Source organism: Kangiella taiwanensis, from assembly GCF_020005165.1.
GTDB lineage: Bacteria > Pseudomonadota > Gammaproteobacteria > Enterobacterales > Kangiellaceae > Kangiella > Kangiella taiwanensis.
This window is the reverse complement of record NZ_JAHCLT010000001.1, coordinates 1,134,974-1,153,753: the sequence shown is the minus strand read 5'-3', so window position 1 is coordinate 1,153,753 and position 18,780 is coordinate 1,134,974. Positions and strand designations below refer to the sequence as shown.

Sequence of the window (18,780 nt, the reverse complement as noted above, 5' to 3'; positions counted from 1 at the left end):
ATAATACCGCGCCATTAAACACAATTAACCGTATCAGGTAAACCCGCGATGAGCCCAAACACGGATTTGCCGATACGAACGCCTCGATTTCTGAGGTTGCAGCCTCAAGGGCCACAGCAGAGACCATTATGCAAACATTGACCATTACTCGTCCAGACGACTGGCACATCCACCTTCGTTCTGGCGCAGCCTTGCAGCACACGGTAAAAGACGCTGCCAAGCAATTTGCCCGCGCAATCGTTATGCCAAACCTTGTTCCTCCAGTGACTAATGTCGAGCAAGCTGACGATTATCGCAACGCGATTATGCGCCATACCACGGAAAGTATGGACTTCGAGCCGTTAATGACTTTGTACTTGACGGACAACACCAGCCCTGAAGATATCGAAGCAGCGGTTAAAAGCGGCTTTGTTAAGGCCTGTAAGTTGTACCCTGCTGGCGCGACGACCAACTCAGACTCAGGCTTGACCGATATCGAAAACGCTTACCCCGTGTTCGAAAAGATGGCGGAACTCGGTATGCCGCTATTGGTTCACGGCGAAGTAACGGACGCCGATATCGACATTTTCGACCGCGAAAAAGTCTTTATCGACACCAAGTTACGCCCTGTGGTCGAAAAGTTTCCCAACTTAAAAGTCGTTCTAGAGCACATTACAACCAAAGACGCGGTTGAATTCGTGAACGAGCAAGGCCCAAACGTAGCAGCGACGATTACGGCACACCACTTGCTGTTAAATCGCAACGACATGCTGGTTGGCGGCATTCGCCCACACTTATACTGCTTACCAATCCTTAAGCGTCAAGAACACCAAGCGGCATTGTTAGTCGCAGCAACTTCAGGCTCACCGAAGTTTTTCTTGGGCACAGACAGCGCGCCACACGCCAAGAGCAAAAAAGAAGCCGCTTGCGGTTGTGCGGGTGTTTATACCGCTTACGCTGCGATAGAGCTTTATGCTGAGGCGTTTGAAATGATGGATAAACTTGATCGTTTAGAGGGTTTCGCCAGTTTCCATGGCCCAGATTTCTATGGTCTGCCACGCAATCAAGAGCACATTACTTTAGTTAAAGACGAGTGGAAAGTACCTAAGCACCTGTGCCTAGGTAACGATAAGCTGGTGCCTTTCTGCGCTGACGAAACGCTTCAATGGAAGCTTAAAGCTGATCAATAGTCCAACACAGACTAAGGATTCTCAATGCTCAACTTGCCTTTGAATTACCGTTTTCGTGGCTTTTACCCAGTTGTGGTGGATGTTGAAACGGGTGGTTTTAATGCCCAAACCGACGCCCTACTCGAAATTGCAGCCGTCACCACACGATATAACGACGACGGCCAACTTGAAGTGCATAAAAGCTACCACTTCAACGTCGAACCGTTTGAAGGCGCTAATATTGAGCAACGAGCGTTAGAGTTTACCGGCATCGATCCTGACAATCCGTTGCGTAACGCTGTCAGCGAAGAAGAAGCACTTAAGTCGATATTCAAAGGTTTACGTAACGAGCAGAAAGAAGCCGACTGTAACCGCTGTGTTTTAGTCGGCCATAACGCTTGGTTCGATCAAAGCTTTCTTAATGCCGCAGTTGAGCGCGCCAACATCAAGCGCAGCCCGTTCCACCCGTTCACCAGTTTCGACACCGCATCCTTATCAGCCTTGATGCTGGGCCATACGGTGTTAGCTCAGGCTTGTAAACGCGCAGAGATTGCGTTTAGCCAGAAAGAAGCCCACTCAGCACTGTATGACGCGACCAAAACTGCTGAGCTATTTTGTCATCTGGTTAATCGCGCCAACCTCGCACAAGCCGACGCGCCCTTCGTAAGCGAGCTTGAGCAATCAAAAGACGATTAACTTACTGAGCTCTTACAAATTGACCTCTTACAAAATCAGCTTTGATACAAGCAGCGCCCGCACAACTCTTCGCAGGTCACCTCCAGAATCAAGGCTTTCACTAGCTTTTTTAGTTGCGTCTGGCTGCTTGTTTGCAACTCTTGGTAACTAATCAGGCCAGAGTTAAACAGCTCCTGCAACCTTCGCCCTTGCCAACGACGGACTACCTGCCCGCTATTTTGCTCCACTAATTCCAAGTGCGGCTGACGTTTATCCAGCCACGCATTCACCATGTAATGAATCATCCTGCTTTCTCCTTCGGTAATCGTATTGTTATAAAACAGCATTGCCCAAACCCTCAAATGAGAATAATTCTCATGCGCATCAAAATCAAGTGAAACTTCCTCAATTCTGCGAACCATCACAGATCAGAGTTAACAACGCGCTTACCATGTGATAGAACGTTAAAACTTCAATAAAAATTAAATATGCCGATTATGACCAAATTACTAAAAACATTGACATTAACCGCTCTCCTCGCAGCAAGTTTCAGTGCATTGGCGACAAAACCTGAACGCCCTTATGGCCTAGTGATTCACGGTGGCGCAGGCACTATCCTGAAAAAGAACATGACGCCGGAAGCTGAAAAGGCGTATCGTGAAAAGTTGGATGAAGCCTTAAACGCAGGCTACGCGGTATTGGAACAAGGCGGCAGCAGTATTGACGCTGTCAAAGCGTCCATCGTCATTATGGAAGACTCTCCCCTCTTTAACGCTGGCAAAGGCGCCGTATTTACCCACGAAGGCGTTAACGAACTGGATGCCTCAATTATGTACAGCAAAGATTTATCCGCAGGCGCTATCGCTGGCGTCAGCCATATCAAAAACCCGATTTTATTAGCGGACACGGTTCGCACTGACTCGGTTCACGTCATGATGGCGCGCGAAGGCGCGGAAGAGTTTGCTAAAGAGCAAGGCTTTGAACTAGTTGATACTAAATACTTCTTCACTCAGCGCCGCTGGGACCAGCTAGAAAAAGTCTTAAAACACACGCCAGAAAAGCCTGAGCTTTCAGAAGACGAAGCCAAGAATTCTAAGTTCGGCACAGTCGGCGCAGTAGCCCTCGACAAAGACGGTAACATCGCTGCAGCAACATCCACAGGTGGCATGACCAACAAACGCTATGGCCGTATTGGAGATTCGCCAGTAATTGGTGCAGGAACTTACGCCGACAAAAACTGCGGTGTGTCCGCCACAGGCCACGGCGAATACTTTATCCGTGCTGCCGTGACCTACGACATTTGCGCACGTGTGAAATACAAGCGCCAAGGCATTCAAGAGTCTGCCGACGAAGTAATTCATGACAAACTGGTCGAGATGGGTGGTGACGGCGGCGTTATCGGCTTAGACGCAGGCGCCAACATCATGGCAAGTTTCAATACCGAAGGCATGTACCACGGCTGGAAAACCAGCAACGGCCAAGCCGCAATCAAGATTTACAAAGGCGAATAAAGAGCGATTCACCATGGCACTTTCTCAAACATTATCTAAAAGTCTGATTACGATTCTAGCGCTAGGCGCACTATACGGCTGCTCTGAAGACCCAAAGCCGCAACAGCAACCGCCCGCAGAAAGCGAACAAGAGCAAGTTCAGACTGACGAAGATGTCAGCTCTGAAGGATCTGACACAACCGAAACTCAGCCGGAGGCAGTAGAAGAACCCGTGGCTGGTACCACCGAGATCAAAAAAGGCTTATACGTCTACGACACCGACAACGCCACCTTCACTGACTGTAGCAATAACCAAACTTACCCTGTCGCACAAGAAGGCAACTACTACGAACTCGAAGCAACCTACCTCGCGCTCAAAGACGAAGCGAAGCAAAAGCTTCTGTTTGAAGTTAAAGGTGAATACGACATGCGCGCGCCAGAAGAGGGCGACGACGTCGACATGCTTATTCCCTCTGAGCTAATTGGCGTGGTGCATAAGGAAAGCTGTCTTTGAAAACATTGATTGGAGCTTTGCTCTGCCTAACTGCAACACTTACGCATGCTAACCACGATAGTACAGAGTGGATTGATGCTCCTCATGTACAGATAAGAATTAGCGAGTTAAAGCCCGGCGAAATGATGACAGTCAACTGGGCTGATTACCCTGTTAGCATCCTAAAGCCAACAAAAAATCAGTTGGCAGAGTATCGCTCCATCAAAGGTCAACAACTTGGTGCGCCTTACCCTGCAATGGATATAGGGAACCAATTAAACGACCTACCCTATAATTCAGCAGAAAAGATTATTTTTGCTTATAAGATGCTGGAACAAAGGTTCCAACAAGACATTTCTGTTTTTATCAACATTTCACCCTATATTGGTTGCTCAACGCAATTTAAAACATCCAATGACCCTAAGTACCAATTAAATAATTATCTCTACGACCCATGCGAAGATGTACACTTTGATATTAGCGGAAGAGTGTTATTAGGTCACAAACACCAAACGCAAGAAAACCTCGAACTTCCTCCCTATACCATTGACGGCGATGTCATTACTATTGGAAACACTCTTGATGTAAAAAACTCTGATGTAAAACAATTACTTTCAACTATTGATAAGCGTCCAATAAAAACCGAAGAGGACTTTTTCCACGCGATTGGCTACGGACATATAGAGCAGATAAAAAAATATATTGCGAACAATGATGTAGACCTATCGAAGGAAATTAAAGGGAAATATATAAAATCTCCACCTTTTTCAAAAGCTATAATGCTTAAACATTACGAGGTGGCAAAAGTCGTTAACTATAAAGAAGCTTTCGATTGGGTTGCCCCAAGTGGTGTAGCACTAGGCTGTACAATGCAATACTTTTCTGACGATGACCTCGAAGCATTATTTAGTTTAGGCTTAGATCCCAACAAAGCATACTGCAACTATGAATATAACGGTTGTAAAACGCCTATAGTTTTTCATAGCCCTACTGAATATGGAGACAAAGAAGCCGAGCTACCTAGATTAGCCCAGCATATCAACAATGGTTATAACCTAAGCAATAGACACTGTGGCAAAACCCTCGAAGAAAAATTATCAGAAGATGGATATGCTCACTGGTATTCAGAGCTTCTACGAAGAATAAAAAAGTAACATTACAATTATATAAACCACCACCAGTTAAGGCTTATACGCTTTAATTGATGGCTAAAACACTCGATTTAATACCCTTCTGCATTAGACTAATCCGAACAGTGAATTACCCTTTGTTTATCTTACTTTTCTGTTGCTATACTCAAAAAATCTAGTTTTCTGAAGGGATGCAGAAAACGATCCATACCCCCCTTCTAAAGCTAGCAAAATAATAATCATCAATACCATATAGCATAGAAGGAATCATCGAATGACGTTTAACTACAGTAAGTTTGTCAAAGGAGTCGATCCCGAGCCAGCAGGCGAAAGTCAGGGCTATCCCGTTCCCGGGCCTCAAGGCGCGAGCGCCGACCAAATCGCGGGCAACGCGTTTTTTGCGTCACAGTGCGACTGGAAGTCCATCGTTAACCAAGTCTATGACTACATCGTGATTGGTACTGGCCCAACGGGCGTGGCCTTTATCGATCAAATTTACAAAGAAAACCCAAGTGCGAAAATCTTAGTGCTTGAGCGTGGCGGCTTCTGGCTCCCCGTGCATTATCAAATGCTACCCGATGCGTTTGCCGCGACAACTGGCTCACCACCGACGACGTATCCTTGGTCACGCACCACTGAAATGGTCACCACAGCACCTGAGTTCTTCCAAGCCGGTTACATTCCCGTGGTCGGCGGACGTTCGACTTACTGGAGCGCATGGAGCCCTTCTCCATCACCAGATCTAATGCGCGACTGGCCTCAGTCCATGATCGATACCACGCTTGAGCCTGATTTCTGGCCACGAGCGAAAGAATTTCTACACGTCACTTCGATGGACCAGATTAACGATGGCGTCTACGCTAACCTACAAGCCCAGCTCGATCAAAATATCGCGAAGAACTTTAAAGACTTTGTGCCATCCGCGGAAAACGCCTATCCCGCGCCCATCGCCGTCGATAACTCCGAGTGGAAAACCGTCAAGTTTTATAAGTATTCAACCGTAGGTACGCTACTTAATATTCACCAGCGCCAACAACAACTGGCGAAAGAAGGCAAAGCCACCGAACTGACCATCGTTGACCAGTGTGTAGTGCAAGAACTTCTGCATGACGACAAAGGAACCGTCATCGCTATCGACACTGATCGTGGCACCCTCAATGTATCCAGCGCCCAAATCATTCTCGCCATGGGCGCGATTCCGCCAGCGACCTTGCTCATGAACTCGTTCGGCGACCAACTACCAAACGCAGGCCAACGCTACACAGGCCACTTCATGTCCCACGTCACCGCCCGAGTTAAACGCTCCGCCTATAAAGACCTCTCGGACTTAGAAATCGGCGCCGTGTATCTCGACGGCAAAGACGATTCGGGCTACCAGTATCACGTTCAAGCCAGCGTCTTCGCCGAAACTAACCCTGAACAAGACAAAGTCACCACTGCGCGTGAGTGCCCCGATGCTGCCGCCGCACCCACCATGCAGCAGCTTATCGGCTCGGAAGACTACGTCGTCTTTGTCTGCGCAACCCTAGGAGAAATTAGCGAAAAGAACAGTGACAACTGGATCAAGCTCAACAAAGGCGAAGACCCAACGACCAACATCTCGCTACAATTAATTCTCGGCAACGAAGAAAAAGCCCTGTGGGATCAACTCGACACCGCCACCTACCAAACCATCGCAGCGTTAGCCACGTCTGACGACACCACACCTGAGGTCGAATACTGGATCGACACCCCAGATGGTAGCGGCTACTGGACCACAGACAAACCACCTATCGACCAAATCCGCCTCAACATCATCGTCCACGAAGCCTCACAAATCTGGGCAGGCGAAGATCCCGAAAGCTCTGTGGTTGGTTTAGACTACCGCCCACATGGCGTGAACAATGTCTACGTCACGGGTGCAGGAATTTTCCCAACCTCAGGCTCCTGGAACCCAACCCTCACCATGTGTGGTTTCGCTCAGGACTTGGCGATAAAGCTTACAAAGAAGTCAATATAAAAGGTCAGCACGCACAAAAAAGCCCCAAGCAAAGTTTGGGGCTTACACCCTCACAACTTTACTAAGAATTATTATTACTAGCTCAGCTCCCTAAAGCCTTAACTAAGCTAGCATCAACGCGGCACGAAAAATAACACAATACCGTGACAACAGTTTTACCTTATTTAACAAAAAATGTGATCGCAGCTGTAGATACCAATCGCTAAATCACGCAACCTTAGATGCATTCGTAACATCTTATCGTTAATCGATACATAGGGAGCTATCTATCTATGTACATGTTATTCCGCTCAGGGCTGTTATTTCGCTCAGGGCTGCTATTGATTTCATTGTGCCTGCTAACTGTAATGACAACCAAGGCCAAGCAGCCAAAAACGTATCAGTTGCAATACCACGCCACCATTAATCCTGAGACTGAGCAGGCAGAGGTCCAAATTACCCTGCCCGATGCCAAACTGATCAATAGTATTAATTTCCGTCTCGACGAGGGCTTTCATAGCAACGTTCAGGGCAATGGCGAGCTAGAACTAAAAGATGGCCGAGCAATTTGGCAGCCACCGGAAAAAAACGCTCGCCTGAGTTACAAAGTGAACCTTAATCATGAACGCGCCCCCGGCGAGTATGACTCTATTTATCAAAAAGATTTTGCCATATTCCGTGGCGACGACCTTATTCCGCCGGCCACGGTACGTACCAAACCAGGTGCCCAAAGTAAGGCGACTCTCACCTTTGAACTGCCTCAACATTGGAACAGCGTCAACAGTGGCTGGCCTAAAAAAGACGATCGACACTTTGTTATTGATAATCCAGAACGCCGCTTCGATCGCCCCATCGGCTGGTTTATCGCGGGTAAACTTGGCACCCGCCGGGAGAAATTAAATGGCACTCACATCGCCATCAGCGCGCCTCAAAACATGGGTGTAAAACGTATGGATTTAGTCAGTTTTATACTGATGAATTGGCCACAGCTTCGCGAATTGGTGGATGAATTACCCCCTAGAATACTGATTGTGACCGCACCAGATCCTATGTGGCGCGGTGGATTATCTGGCCCCAACTCACTATTTTTCCATGCTGACCGCCCCATGGTCAGTGAAAACGGTACTAGCACCCTACTTCACGAACTGTTCCACACCCTAACCGGTATTACCGATAAAGGTAACGACGACTGGGCGGTGGAAGGCCTGGCTGAATACTACGCCATTGAAATCCTTTACCGTAGCGGTGGCTTGAGCGAAAACAGACGCAAACGTGTTTTCGACTGGTTAGCAGACTGGAGTAAAGATATCACAAAACTTCGCGGCAAATCCTCAACGGGGCAACAAACCGCGCGCGCAGTCATTTTGCTGGAAGCACTGGCGCAAGAAATAAGCGAAAAGACCGAGGGCCAAAAATCTCTGGATGACCTTACCCGAGCACTCATTAAAGAAAAGCACATCGACCTCGCCATGATAAACGACATTGTGGAAGACCTTATCGGCACACCTGCCGACACCCTGGATTCACCACTATTGAAATAACAAAGGTGTATTTTTTACAGCTAAGGCCGCATTATGAGGTTTTGAATTTTACTCTGTACTCAATTATTAATTATTGAGTGCATAGATTCGCTCGATTTCTTTTTGGTCTAGTTTCAATAATGCAACCTCAACCTCTTCTATTGTGTGTTTTTGGTCTAAGTGCATTGTATGAATCTCACCCTGCTCGTTTTCACTTATGGATAGACTATTCCAATCAAGGTCGCATTCCTCTGTAATATAGTCGTCAATGAAATCGAAAAGCTCATAATCCTCTACAGAAACAGCTACCGCTCCGTACTGATCATGTCCGATTTCAATGTGAGGCAAAACTTTCTTCATAGCATTTAATAAATGTACTCTGACCCCATTAATTCTGCCAAGACTAAGGGAACAAAATTTTGCACATCCACTCGATTTACCTTTTATTAATTTTAATGTTCATCCTCACTATCGAGCAAAGGATTGGTACTACTTGAAGGAAGCTCCTCTGCTCTTGCCTGAGTTCTCCATGCAATTTGGGATAACTCTCTTATTCTATCTACAAAAGGCTTAGCCTTCTTTCCAAATTTACCAATTGCTATACCAGCATCACCAACCAGCCCCCAGATCCGATCAACATCACTCATCTTTTTATGCATTTCTGACTGTAGCGCCTCTAAACGCCTTAATAAACGTCTTCGATGATCTTCTTCAAAGAACTCTGACTCACTTATTTGCTCTCTTAACTCATTAATTATCACTTGAATGCGCTTCAGATCTCCATCGGTAAACTCATAGAAAAATCCTTTATCAAGAATCACCTTCTTCTTGTTTATTTCCGACAGGAACTGATTCCTTCTATTTGAACCAACCTCATCATCAATTAATGGCTGTATAATCTCCCTAATTAAAGCAACATATCCAATAAATTCTTTTAAATTTTTTGTATTGTTGTGTCCCACATCGGGCAAAGGTGGTAACTTTAAATGATTGAAGTAAGGCTCTTCCTCAACATTCGCGACGATTTCAGCAACAAGCTCAACAATCTGTTGATACTTATGTTGGAGCTTCGCATACGACATCGTCTCTAAAGCTTTTCCAAGATAGTCCAATACAGATGTATTCTCTTTTTTTGATGCCACAATAGACTGGTTTACTTGAGGTACACCAGCTACGGCGAGAATGTTGTCAAATTTCCTTATTAACTTTTCTACTTGTATTGCAGGGTTACTCACTTCTTTATCCAGCTTATTAGTCATTCTAAACCTCGTATATACTCTTCGATATAATGTCTGTAGCAAATGCAAAATTGGAGCGTGTAGAACCTTTGCACTGCCGACTCTAATTTTTATTAGTATTATCTGGATCAAACATATGGAATTTTATTTTCTTAGCCCACGCCGACACACTATAAATAGAATTAAGCACTACTAGGTTAAAGCTACCTTCGGCTCGAAGAGTTGAAGGGTACTTTAATAATTGGGGGCAGAGCATCATTTACTTCTACTCACCCCACTTAGAACGATAATTGTACTCTGACCCCATTTATTTCTGACCCCATTTATTTGCGGTGGAAGCCACGCTTTTTGTGGTCGGAACGAATTTGAGCGGTTTGTTATGCCTTTTCACGATTTTTCTTTAACCGCCTCGCCGCTGAACAAACTTGATTAACTAGCTTTGCCCCAGATGTACTGAGTAAATATGCAGATTTATCTACTTCTGACATTGACTTAGTACCGTCAGCCATTGCGTGAGTTAAATCGTTTCGATCTTCTTTCCATTGATGGATACGATCCATAAGAGGATCGTTAAAATATGCAGCCAGTAACGGATCATTCCGCTTTCGCTGCCGAATTTCCTGCATTTTTTTACCTAGCATCCTAATTGGGCGATGGTTAGCGTAAGTAGCGCCACCCGACTGACGAAGAGCAGACAAAAGTCGGTCTTCTAGAACGGTATATGCAAACCAACATGCTTCGAGATAGAACTCATGTTCATGGGCAGCCTTCATTCTGTTCATAAGCTCTTTGTAATGGTTGGTTTTCTCGTTCAAACTCGGAAGCTCCTTTTAGGCATAATATGAGAATACCCGAATTGGATTATAACCCACTAATTTATAAAGTATTATTTTACAATACTAAAAAAGTGGCTAATACCCTAGTAAAGGAGGTCTTGAAGTGCAGTATCGCTCGGAGTTCCAATAAAATGTGTACTTGATGGCGAATGTCCTTCAGCCTTATTCCTATATTCTTAGTTTTGTTTATTTAGTGTTCAAGAAGAGATTACTGTAAGTTTTGGGGAGTGTCAAAAAAGTACCCTACTTTCTCGGCAGGCTTGTCATCCTGACGGAAGTCAGGATCTTATTAACACTTACAATAGCTCTGCCAGATCCTGAATCAAGTTCAGGATGACATTCCTTATTTTTTTCGAGCCCACAAAAAAGCCCCGAGGCTTTCACCTCAGGGCTTCGATCTTTAACGTTGATAGATTGTTTCGAGTTCGCGGCAGAAGTTGTTTTAGGAGCGGAGGTGACCAATTAGGTCATCGAGCACTTCGGAACAACTTCTAACAAAGAAATCGGACAATCTAGCTCGTTAAATTATAGTTTGTCAGCTGACTCAGAAAGATACTTCGCAACACCTTCAGGGCTCGCGTCCATACCTTTGTCACCTTGGTTCCAGCCTGCTGGGCAAACTTCGCCGTGCTCTTCGTGGAACTGAAGCGCGTCTACCATGCGGATCATTTCGTCGACGTTACGGCCTAGTGGTAGGTCGTTGACGACTTGGTGACGTACTGTGCCTTCTTTGTCGATTAGGAATGAACCACGGAACGCGACGCCTGCTTCTGGGTGCTCAACGTCGAACGCTTGGCAGATTTCGTGCTTAACGTCTGCAACTAGCGTGTATCCTACTTGGCCGATACCACCATCGTTGATGGCTGTGTTACGCCATGCGTTGTGCGTGAAGTGTGAGTCGATAGAAACACCAACAACTTCTACGCCACGCTTTTTGAACTCTTCTAGACGGTGATCAAAAGCGATTAGCTCTGATGGACATACGAATGTGAAGTCTAGTGGGTAGAAGAATACAACTGTTGGCTTCCCTTTTGTTGCTTCACCGAAGTTATAATCTTCAACGATCTCGCCGTTACCTAGAACAGCTGCTGCAGTAAAATCTGGTGCCTTACGGCCTACTAATACTCCCATTATTTCCTCCAAGAGTTTATGAATGTTTAAATTTGTGGACGTATTATACGCTTTTGTCCGTCGATGTCTTAAGCCTTTTCACAAAAGATTAACTTTCTCTATAGCTTTATAGAGAATGCCTAATTTGTTTATTTATTAGGCAGTTATGGCTTCTTTTGTGCGCCTTACACTATCACGCATAAGGCCTCTAAACCATTGATGAAGCGCCATCTGATGTTGGCGTTCATGCCAATACAGATATATGTCTAATAGCGGCATTTTCAAGGGTAATTCTTTAATCACGAGGCCATAACGTTCGGCATCTTTTTCGGCAACCAGTCGCGGCATGGCGAAGATTAGGTCCGTCCGACTACAGATATCGAGTGCGAGGTGGAACGTTGGTACGAATAAGGCGATATTACGGCTCAGGCCATCGTTACTGAGTAGTTTGTCGATAATGCCTTGGCCTTTACCCGTTACTGTGACTAGACCGTGGCGCTGCTCGGTATATTGCTTCAGTGTGATTTTGTCTTTTGTGGCTAACGAATGCTGCTCTGACATCACCATCACGAAGTCATGGCGTACTAGATGAAAGTTATGATATTTGGTGCTTTCGAGCGACTTGTTCTCGTCACCAATCAGAAAGTCGATCTCGCCCTCTTCGAGCAAGGTCACGGCATCGGGGCGATAACCGATCGAGCGCATAGCGACGTTGGGCGCTTCTTTTTGTAGATCTTGCCATAGATTCGGCAGGAACAAACTGACTTCCGAGTCCATGGACATAATGGTTAATTCACCTTTGGCCAGCTCTGGCACAAACTCTTCGGGCTGCATCAGGCACATAAAGTCAGCCAGCCAACTTTTGAGCTTGGGCTGGATCTGTAACGCGCGTTCGGTCAGCTGGTAACCATTACCAACACGAATTAACAGTTGGTCGCCGAGCATATCCCTCAACCGTTGCAACGAACGGCTGGCGGCTGGCTGGCTCATATTGAGCCTTAGGGCTGCATTGGAGATGTGCCTTTCTTCTAGAATCACATCGAGCAACAACAGCAGGTTGAGGTCCATGTTTCTGAAATTCTCTATTTGCATAATAGATATCCATTAAATTCATTTCATGCATAACTATAAACCCTATAGATTAGCGGCATCAAGTGAATTAATTGGAGAATGTTATGAGTCACTCAATTGCCGTGGTTTACCACAGTGGTTACGGCCACACCAAAGTTGTCGCTGAAGCGGTTGCGCAAGGCGTAGAAGAATCGAATGCAGAGGTTAAACTCATCCCCGTCGAAGATGTCGATAACCACTGGGATGATTTAGCGGAAGCGAAAGCCATCATTTTCGGTAGCCCGACTTATATGGGTAGCGTGAGCGCTGACTTTAAAGGCTTTATGGATAAGTCATCCAAGGTCTGGGGCGAACAAGGCTGGAAGGATAAGCTGGCTGCAGGATTTACTAACTCGGCATCTTTTAGTGGCGATAAGCTCAATACGCTGATCCAGATGTCAGTATTCGCTGCTCAACATGGCATGATTTGGGTTGGATTGGGCCTGATGCCAGGCAATAACACTAGCGAAGGCTCACCGGAAGATCTTAACCGCATTGGTAGCTATTTAGGCGCCATGGCGCAAAGTAACGCTGACCAAGGCGCTGACGTAGTTCCGCCGAATGCTGACAAAGAGACGGCAAAAGTCCTTGGTCGTCGTGTCGCTGAGATGGCAGCTCGGTTCCAATAGTTTTTAGACTCTCCTATAAGTCCCCTAAACCTACTTACTCCTAGTAGGATCTTTTGGCCACGAAAGTGGCCTTTTTTTTGCTCAGCTTTTTATTTGCTAGTTTGTATTTGCCTAACTTTAGACGTCATTCCCGCGAAGGCGGGAATCTATTTAACAACACTTCTGAAGATTCCCGCCTTCGCGGGAATGACGCAATATCGGTAAGTTAGAAGTGTTTACTCACGCTTGAGTACTTAGGCCTTCCACCGCCTTAACAAAGGGTCAGCTGCTAAGTACAACAATTCCCAAATAACAATACTAAAATTATTGACAATCATTCTCATTTGTAAGAAAATTTCACCCAGACAGTTAAGTAACATCGATTTTAATGGTTCTACCCTATGTACGTTTGCCTTTGTAAAGCAGTCACAGACAAGCAGATTAAGCAAGCAGCCTGTGAAGGCGCCTGTTCTATGCGTTGTTTGAATAAATTAGGTGTTGCCACTCAGTGCGGCAAGTGTGCTCGTGATGCGAAACAAATCTTACGCAGCACTCGTGCTGAAATCGATATTCGATTAAATGCCGACTCAGGCCGAATCGCTATCCAAGCCGCTTAAACAGCGGCTTTTTTGTACCTAATAGCTAAAAAGTTCTCTTCTTCCGCTTTCTTCGACGCAAGCACGATAGCCTACCCTTACCCGCTTTACCTGACTGAGAAACATCATCAAACAAGAATCTTTATTAATTGATAACGTTTCTAATTTCCATTACATTTCAATAACTTATATAACTTTTCCCTTGATAAAGCTGTGTCGTCTTCCTACAATGAAAAGATAGCATGTAAACGAATTGGAGAGAGCCATGAAAGGCGACGCAAAAGTTATTGAGGTTTTGAACAAAGTATTAGGCAACGAGCTGGTAGCCATTAACCAGTACTTTTTACACGCTCGCATGTACAAAGACTGGGGCCTGAAAGAGCTGGCTGATCACGAGTATGAAGAATCAATCGACGAGATGAAGCATGCGGATTGGTTGATCGAGCGTATTCTCTTCTTAGAAGGCCTACCAAACCTACAGGACTTAGGCCGTTTACGCATCGGCGAAGACACCAAGGAAATGCTTGAGTGCGACTTGTCTCTTGAAATGGACGCAATTCCTGATTTACGCGACGGTATTAAGTACTGCGAAGAAGTTAGAGATTATGTTAGCCGTGACCTTCTGAAAGAAATTCTTGAAAGCGAGGAAGACCATGTGGATTGGCTCGAAACTGAGCTAGGTCTCATCGAGAAGATTGGTATTCAAAACTACCTTGCTGAAAAAATGAAAGAAGGCGGTAACTAAAACGTTTGAGTCCGTTACTTACCCTAAGTAACTACTGTTTAAGGCGCTTTTAGCGCCTTTTTTATTGCCGCTGTAGATACGCCAGAACACGATCCGGATAATCGGTAAAAACACCATCAACCTTCATTAATCTCGCTTGATCGATCTTCTCGAGATCATTCACGGTATGCACATACACCTTCATACCCGCGTTGTGGGCATCATCGACTAGTTGTTCATCAAGAATTGAATAACTCGGATGGAAGCTGTAGGCATCCACTTCGTCAGCAAAGTCTAAAGCGATCAGCGGTTGGTCATCGGCAATAACGCCAATTTGAATCTCAGGATCCAATTCGTGCACCAAGTAAAGCTCAGAGAACAGATAAGACGAAATAATAAACTGTTCTTTCTTGAAGCGTTTTTTATCCAGCAACTTTACTAAATCCATAACCAAGCTCGCCGTGTCCAAGCCTTTCAGTTCAATATTGATAAAAGCTTGATCACCAATCAGCTCGACGACTTCGGCCAAGGTAGGGATCTGCTCGCCCTTCCCCGCATCAAGTTTGCGAAGGTGCTCAACCGAATGGTTCAGCAGCTTACCTTCGCCATTAGTGGTACGTTCGAGCGACTCGTCATGAAAAACCAGCAGTTCGCCATGGATATTTTGCACATCGAACTCAACGCCATTAACGCCGAGCTTCAAAGCCTTATCAAATGATCGAAGCGTGTTCTCTGGCTCCAACCCCGTGGCGCCACGATGACCAATAACATCAAACTGTCGCATACAAGCTCTCTATCAGCTTAAGTTAAGCCCATGGTAGCGCATCTTTTTGTCGCTTTGAACTTAGCCCTTACTGATATTGCCATTCGCTCGATTGACCATACGCCCTACTTTCTGGCTAAACAACCAAACAGCGCCAAGCGTAAAGCATAAGGTCATCAATAAGAACTCAGCTTTAAACACCACAATGCTCCCTGATAATACGAGAATCCAACCAGCTATAGTCACGCTACTGGGCCACTGTAATTTGTTACTCATGACCGTATAAATCACTGCGATTAATGACAAGACACCGAGAGTTGTATAGTCGCCTGGGTTAAACAACTCGGTAAAAACAACACCGAACACAATAGCCATTGAACCCGCCAAAATAACCGCTTGGCTTAATTTCGTCACGACCAAATCGCTCGTTGAAAAACCTTTATCACGAAGTCGTAACGACTTGATGGTTATGCCCGTCACCATTACCAATAACAGCGCTAGGGTTAAAAACCAGTAAATCAGTTTGAGCCAAGTACCGCCAAAGCTAGCGAAGTGTAAACTTGGTAAGGCGCTGTACATGTAGCCGCCAGCGCCCTTATCGGTAAAGTCCGTGACGAAAGTGACGCCGCCATTAATGGCGTCAAACGTCACGTGCTGCTGAGTTAGGAACCCGTTCATGAGTTCGCCTTCAAACGTCACGCGCATCGCGGGGTCAGCATAGTTGTGGATTTCGATGGTGCTGATTTTGTATCCTTCCCACTGCTGCTGCGCCAGCTGATACAACGAATCAAGAGAAATAAAGTCTGTCACGCCACCGACAGGTTTCGGCTGGGTTCCTAAAAAGTCGGCAAAGAGCGCCTTAACATCACCGCCATAAGCCGCCATGGCTAATACCAATAACACAATCGAGAATAAGCCCAACAATGCTCCCGTGATTGACATTAAGCCACTAAACACTAAACTCCAGTTGCCTAACAATTTATGCAAGTCCGTGGCGAAAATTTGCCGTCCTTTATGCAACCTTAACTGATAAAAATTCTTACCAATATTTTTATGCGCTAAAAATCCTGTAAATACCAAGTACATCAACAGTAAACCCATCAAGCCGACGAGATACTTACCGATTGAGGTTGGCAGGAGCAGCTTTAAATGCAGATCGTACACGGTTTCACTAAAGCTCGAATGACTCGAATCCAACGCTTCGCCAGATGTCGGATCCATAAAAAGCATATTCTCGGTGCCATCGGTTTTATTGAAAAACAGTACGAAATCGCCGTAACGTTCTTTGTCATGGATACTGAAATCCGAATAGACAAAACCGTGTTCATCGCGTGCTATATTCACCAGCTCTTGCAAGCTTTTGCGCTTAGCACTTGATGCCTCTTCAGTTTTGGGGATTTCTGTTGCTGGAAACTGAAAACTCGACTCGCCCAGTTCAAAATGCGGAAATTGCCACTGGAGCAACTCTGCGCGAAACAGCGACCAAGCACCCGTGATCACAATTACCAGCAGTAAAGGCATAAAAAACACGCCAACTTTACGGTGCACTTTGGTGAAGCTTTTGATGTTTACTGCAGTGCCGTTCTTTTTGTTGTGCTTCTTATTGTCCTGCTTGTTGTTTTGTTTTTTAAGATCCATACGCTAACCTCACTGCAATCAATCCAGCCATGACAATTAGAGCAATCGTCAGATATGCCAACATTCGCTTCATATTGTTTTTTTGCGTCACCCACAGCGCAATGCCTAGCCAAATTGGGGCAACACAAACCACGGTTAACAACAGTCGGTTATGCAGCTCAAAGGGCAAAAACAGCACCATAATCATGCTGAGTGCTATGGCCAGTAAAAACGCCATAATGGTCGTGTTAAACGTTCGTAACATAGGTCTTTTCCAATATTTTTTATTTCAATGTATCGACTTTTTATTCTTCGAATTAAAGTAACTCGAAAGCCTTCAAGTAGCCTCAAGAAGCGTAAGCGGCTTTATTGTGTAGGGTCGCTATCCACACTACCGATGCACATAGTCCAAAAATCACGATGGCAATGAGTAGCATCGGCAACCACCATAGTGAAAACTGTCCATAGCTTAATCCTGCGAATAAACTCCCCAGTGGATAGCCGGCGGTGTGTGCCACTGCTAACTTGCCACTGATTTGACCTTTAGAAGCTTGCGATAAGGACATGGCAAAGCGGCTGTATATCGGGGTAATTAGTGCGATAGCCATTGCGATGGGCACCATCAGCGCCACCACCATCACCTCAGACTGAGTAACACCCAGCGAGAAGGTCGCTAGAATTAACAGTAACGATAAAACCAGCAATACTTTAGGCGAGCGCCAATTCAAACGCTTAACTAATAATAACTGACACAACAACGCCGTTGTCGCGACCACTGTCATGGTGACACTCATCATGAAGGTTGCTTTATCAGCATCCACCAGCCAGTCTAAAAACAAAGGGCCCAACACAAACTGTAAATATCCCACCAATAAAGTGACGCAAAAGGCCAAAGCAAAAAATAACCATAATTCTTTGACGGCGACGGGCTTTGCTCCTTTATCCGTATTCATGCCAGTGCTTTTGTCCAGCCTCAAGTGACTCGACATTGCTCGGCTATATTTCATCACGCCCCACACTAACGGCACTGTAATCAGGCTGTAAAACCCAAGCATCCAATCAATTTGTGAAGCCACCAGAATTAGCACCACCGGTCCACACAGTCGTCCGATAGACAGCGAAGCCGAAACGAAACCGAGACGTTTTAGCGATTGGTCCTCCTTAACGTTGCCAAACTCTTGCTCCTGATGAGAAGCATCTATCGCTAACGACTGACAAACCGGCATCACACCACTGGCACTAACGCCATACAACACTCGGCTCACAGCGATAGTGACAAACCACAGCCAAGGTGCAAAAGACCAGCTTAATCCACACCACCACACGAGTGCCAAGACCACAATCGACAAAGCTAAACCTAAAGCTGAATAACGAATAACATAGCTCGCCCCACGGCGATCCGCCCAGCGCCCCCATTGGGGTGACAGGAACAAAAATAGTAAGGTTGGTAGTGATAGCAATAGCGACCACTCGACCGTCGACAAGCCTGTTATGGACATGAACGTTGGCGTTGCTGCAATTAGCGTACTTTGAAATAACCCCATCAGTATGGGCAACCAATACCAACTGGGCTTACTCCAACGACTTCCTTTATGAGCTTTTGGCTTTTCTTCTTGCTGAGTTTTAGGCTTTGGCTCGGTGTTTTGCGTTCTTTCTGACATAAGTGCTTCTGACATAAGTGCTTTCGGTATCAGTTCTCAAAAAATTAGACAGACATCAAATTAAAGCGAAATTTATCATAAAT

The 18,780-nt window shown here is 45.6% G+C and carries 20 protein-coding genes; 10 read left to right on the top strand and 10 right to left on the bottom strand.

The genetic code is table 11. The features are described 5' to 3' along the window. The first annotated feature begins 128 nt into the window (after window positions 1-128). Both pyrC and rnt read left to right on the top strand, forming a co-directional pair. Complete coding sequence (gene pyrC / locus KFK88_RS05425) at window positions 129-1,169, top strand: dihydroorotase (protein WP_223577631.1); 1,041 nt, start codon at window positions 129-131, stop codon at window positions 1,167-1,169. A 24-nt stretch (window positions 1,170-1,193) separates the two neighbouring features. Further along, window positions 1,194-1,844 (top strand): ribonuclease T, encoded by a 651-nt coding sequence (rnt, locus tag KFK88_RS05420; RefSeq protein WP_223577630.1) that lies wholly within the window; start codon window positions 1,194-1,196, stop codon window positions 1,842-1,844. Between the two features lie 35 nt (window positions 1,845-1,879). On the opposite strand, the gene KFK88_RS05415 is transcribed toward rnt, so the two are convergent. Next, the gene (locus KFK88_RS05415) at window positions 1,880-2,170 is read right to left on the bottom strand and encodes a hypothetical protein (protein WP_223577629.1); all 291 of its coding nucleotides are present in this window, start codon (window positions 2,168-2,170) and stop codon (window positions 1,880-1,882) included. 150 nt (window positions 2,171-2,320) lie between these two features. Between KFK88_RS05415 and KFK88_RS05410 the strand changes: the two genes are divergently transcribed. From KFK88_RS05410 to KFK88_RS05390, 5 genes are all read left to right on the top strand, one after another. Further along, entirely contained in the window at window positions 2,321-3,334 is a 1,014-nt protein-coding gene (locus tag KFK88_RS05410) for an isoaspartyl peptidase/L-asparaginase family protein (protein ID WP_223577628.1), read from the top strand. 13 nt (window positions 3,335-3,347) lie between these two features. Then, window positions 3,348-3,827: a hypothetical protein gene (locus KFK88_RS05405; RefSeq protein WP_223577627.1), complete on the top strand. Its 480-nt coding sequence runs from the start codon at window positions 3,348-3,350 to the stop codon at window positions 3,825-3,827. Then, a complete protein-coding gene (locus KFK88_RS05400) occupies window positions 3,824-4,960 on the top strand; it encodes a Rieske (2Fe-2S) protein (protein ID WP_223577626.1) in 1,137 nt (378 codons plus the stop codon). The genes KFK88_RS05405 and KFK88_RS05400 overlap by 4 nt, the downstream gene beginning before the upstream one ends. Before the next feature lie 250 nt (window positions 4,961-5,210). Further along, window positions 5,211-6,935 carry a GMC oxidoreductase gene (locus KFK88_RS05395; RefSeq protein ID WP_223577625.1) on the top strand — a complete coding sequence of 575 codons (1,725 nt, stop codon included), beginning with the start codon at window positions 5,211-5,213 and terminating at the stop codon, window positions 6,933-6,935. Between the two features lie 272 nt (window positions 6,936-7,207). Beyond that, complete coding sequence (locus tag KFK88_RS05390; RefSeq protein ID WP_223577624.1) at window positions 7,208-8,455, top strand: hypothetical protein; 1,248 nt, start codon at window positions 7,208-7,210, stop codon at window positions 8,453-8,455. 66 nt (window positions 8,456-8,521) lie between these two features. On the opposite strand, the gene KFK88_RS05385 is transcribed toward KFK88_RS05390, so the two are convergent. The 5 genes from KFK88_RS05385 to KFK88_RS05365 all read right to left on the bottom strand — a co-directional run bounded on the left by KFK88_RS05385 (window position 8,522) and on the right by KFK88_RS05365 (window position 12,710). Next, on the bottom strand, window positions 8,522-8,794 hold the full coding sequence (locus tag KFK88_RS05385) for a hypothetical protein (RefSeq protein ID WP_223577623.1): 273 nt from the start codon (window positions 8,792-8,794) through the stop codon (window positions 8,522-8,524). A 92-nt stretch (window positions 8,795-8,886) separates the two neighbouring features. Then, a complete protein-coding gene (locus KFK88_RS05380; RefSeq protein ID WP_223577622.1) occupies window positions 8,887-9,693 on the bottom strand; it encodes a hypothetical protein in 807 nt (268 codons plus the stop codon). Window positions 9,694-10,049: 356 nt separating this feature from the next. Next, window positions 10,050-10,454: a hypothetical protein gene (locus tag KFK88_RS05375; RefSeq protein ID WP_223577621.1), complete on the bottom strand. Its 405-nt coding sequence runs from the start codon at window positions 10,452-10,454 to the stop codon at window positions 10,050-10,052. Window positions 10,455-11,033: 579 nt separating this feature from the next. After that, a complete protein-coding gene (locus tag KFK88_RS05370) occupies window positions 11,034-11,639 on the bottom strand; it encodes a peroxiredoxin (RefSeq protein ID WP_223577620.1) in 606 nt (201 codons plus the stop codon). A 135-nt stretch (window positions 11,640-11,774) separates the two neighbouring features. Further along, a complete protein-coding gene (locus KFK88_RS05365; protein WP_223577619.1) occupies window positions 11,775-12,710 on the bottom strand; it encodes a LysR family transcriptional regulator in 936 nt (311 codons plus the stop codon). Window positions 12,711-12,793: 83 nt separating this feature from the next. Between KFK88_RS05365 and KFK88_RS05360 the strand changes: the two genes are divergently transcribed. The 3 genes from KFK88_RS05360 to bfr all read left to right on the top strand — a co-directional run bounded on the left by KFK88_RS05360 (window position 12,794) and on the right by bfr (window position 14,677). Further along, window positions 12,794-13,357 (top strand): flavodoxin family protein, encoded by a 564-nt coding sequence (locus KFK88_RS05360; protein ID WP_223577618.1) that lies wholly within the window; start codon window positions 12,794-12,796, stop codon window positions 13,355-13,357. A gap of 380 nt (window positions 13,358-13,737) precedes the next feature. Then, the gene (locus KFK88_RS05355) at window positions 13,738-13,953 is read left to right on the top strand and encodes a (2Fe-2S)-binding protein (protein WP_223577617.1); all 216 of its coding nucleotides are present in this window, start codon (window positions 13,738-13,740) and stop codon (window positions 13,951-13,953) included. Window positions 13,954-14,197: 244 nt separating this feature from the next. Beyond that, entirely contained in the window at window positions 14,198-14,677 is a 480-nt protein-coding gene (gene bfr / locus KFK88_RS05350) for a bacterioferritin (RefSeq protein WP_223577616.1), read from the top strand. Between the two features lie 61 nt (window positions 14,678-14,738). On the opposite strand, the gene KFK88_RS05345 is transcribed toward bfr, so the two are convergent. From KFK88_RS05345 to KFK88_RS05330, 4 genes are all read right to left on the bottom strand, one after another. Next, on the bottom strand, window positions 14,739-15,440 hold the full coding sequence (locus KFK88_RS05345) for a glycerophosphodiester phosphodiesterase (RefSeq protein ID WP_223577615.1): 702 nt from the start codon (window positions 15,438-15,440) through the stop codon (window positions 14,739-14,741). A 60-nt stretch (window positions 15,441-15,500) separates the two neighbouring features. After that, on the bottom strand, window positions 15,501-17,057 hold the full coding sequence (locus tag KFK88_RS05340) for a PepSY-associated TM helix domain-containing protein (RefSeq protein ID WP_223577614.1): 1,557 nt from the start codon (window positions 17,055-17,057) through the stop codon (window positions 15,501-15,503). Then, a complete protein-coding gene (locus KFK88_RS05335; RefSeq protein ID WP_223577613.1) occupies window positions 17,047-17,301 on the bottom strand; it encodes a hypothetical protein in 255 nt (84 codons plus the stop codon). The genes KFK88_RS05340 and KFK88_RS05335 overlap by 11 nt, the downstream gene beginning before the upstream one ends. A gap of 82 nt (window positions 17,302-17,383) precedes the next feature. Next, on the bottom strand, window positions 17,384-18,697 hold the full coding sequence (locus KFK88_RS05330) for an MFS transporter (RefSeq protein WP_223577612.1): 1,314 nt from the start codon (window positions 18,695-18,697) through the stop codon (window positions 17,384-17,386). Window positions 18,698-18,780: the final 83 nt, after the last annotated feature.

Coding starts and splice junctions, on each gene's coding strand:
- bfr (WP_223577616.1), top strand. CDS start 14,198: ATGAAAGGCGACGCAAAAGTTATTGAGGTTTTGAACAAAGTATTAGGC.
- KFK88_RS05375 (WP_223577621.1), bottom strand. CDS start 10,454: ATGAACAGAATGAAGGCTGCCCATGAACATGAGTTCTATCTCGAAGCA.
- KFK88_RS05410 (WP_223577628.1), top strand. CDS start 2,321: ATGACCAAATTACTAAAAACATTGACATTAACCGCTCTCCTCGCAGCA.
- KFK88_RS05385 (WP_223577623.1), bottom strand. CDS start 8,794: ATGAAGAAAGTTTTGCCTCACATTGAAATCGGACATGATCAGTACGGA.
- KFK88_RS05370 (WP_223577620.1), bottom strand. CDS start 11,639: ATGGGAGTATTAGTAGGCCGTAAGGCACCAGATTTTACTGCAGCAGCT.
- KFK88_RS05405 (WP_223577627.1), top strand. CDS start 3,348: ATGGCACTTTCTCAAACATTATCTAAAAGTCTGATTACGATTCTAGCG.
- rnt (WP_223577630.1), top strand. CDS start 1,194: ATGCTCAACTTGCCTTTGAATTACCGTTTTCGTGGCTTTTACCCAGTT.
- KFK88_RS05355 (WP_223577617.1), top strand. CDS start 13,738: ATGTACGTTTGCCTTTGTAAAGCAGTCACAGACAAGCAGATTAAGCAA.
- KFK88_RS05335 (WP_223577613.1), bottom strand. CDS start 17,301: ATGTTACGAACGTTTAACACGACCATTATGGCGTTTTTACTGGCCATA.
- KFK88_RS05340 (WP_223577614.1), bottom strand. CDS start 17,057: ATGGATCTTAAAAAACAAAACAACAAGCAGGACAATAAGAAGCACAAC.
- pyrC (WP_223577631.1), top strand. CDS start 129: ATGCAAACATTGACCATTACTCGTCCAGACGACTGGCACATCCACCTT.
- KFK88_RS05345 (WP_223577615.1), bottom strand. CDS start 15,440: ATGCGACAGTTTGATGTTATTGGTCATCGTGGCGCCACGGGGTTGGAG.
- KFK88_RS05365 (WP_223577619.1), bottom strand. CDS start 12,710: ATGCAAATAGAGAATTTCAGAAACATGGACCTCAACCTGCTGTTGTTG.
- KFK88_RS05330 (WP_223577612.1), bottom strand. CDS start 18,697: ATGTCAGAAAGAACGCAAAACACCGAGCCAAAGCCTAAAACTCAGCAA.
- KFK88_RS05380 (WP_223577622.1), bottom strand. CDS start 9,693: ATGACTAATAAGCTGGATAAAGAAGTGAGTAACCCTGCAATACAAGTA.
- KFK88_RS05415 (WP_223577629.1), bottom strand. CDS start 2,170: ATGCTGTTTTATAACAATACGATTACCGAAGGAGAAAGCAGGATGATT.
- KFK88_RS05360 (WP_223577618.1), top strand. CDS start 12,794: ATGAGTCACTCAATTGCCGTGGTTTACCACAGTGGTTACGGCCACACC.
- KFK88_RS05390 (WP_223577624.1), top strand. CDS start 7,208: ATGTACATGTTATTCCGCTCAGGGCTGTTATTTCGCTCAGGGCTGCTA.
- KFK88_RS05395 (WP_223577625.1), top strand. CDS start 5,211: ATGACGTTTAACTACAGTAAGTTTGTCAAAGGAGTCGATCCCGAGCCA.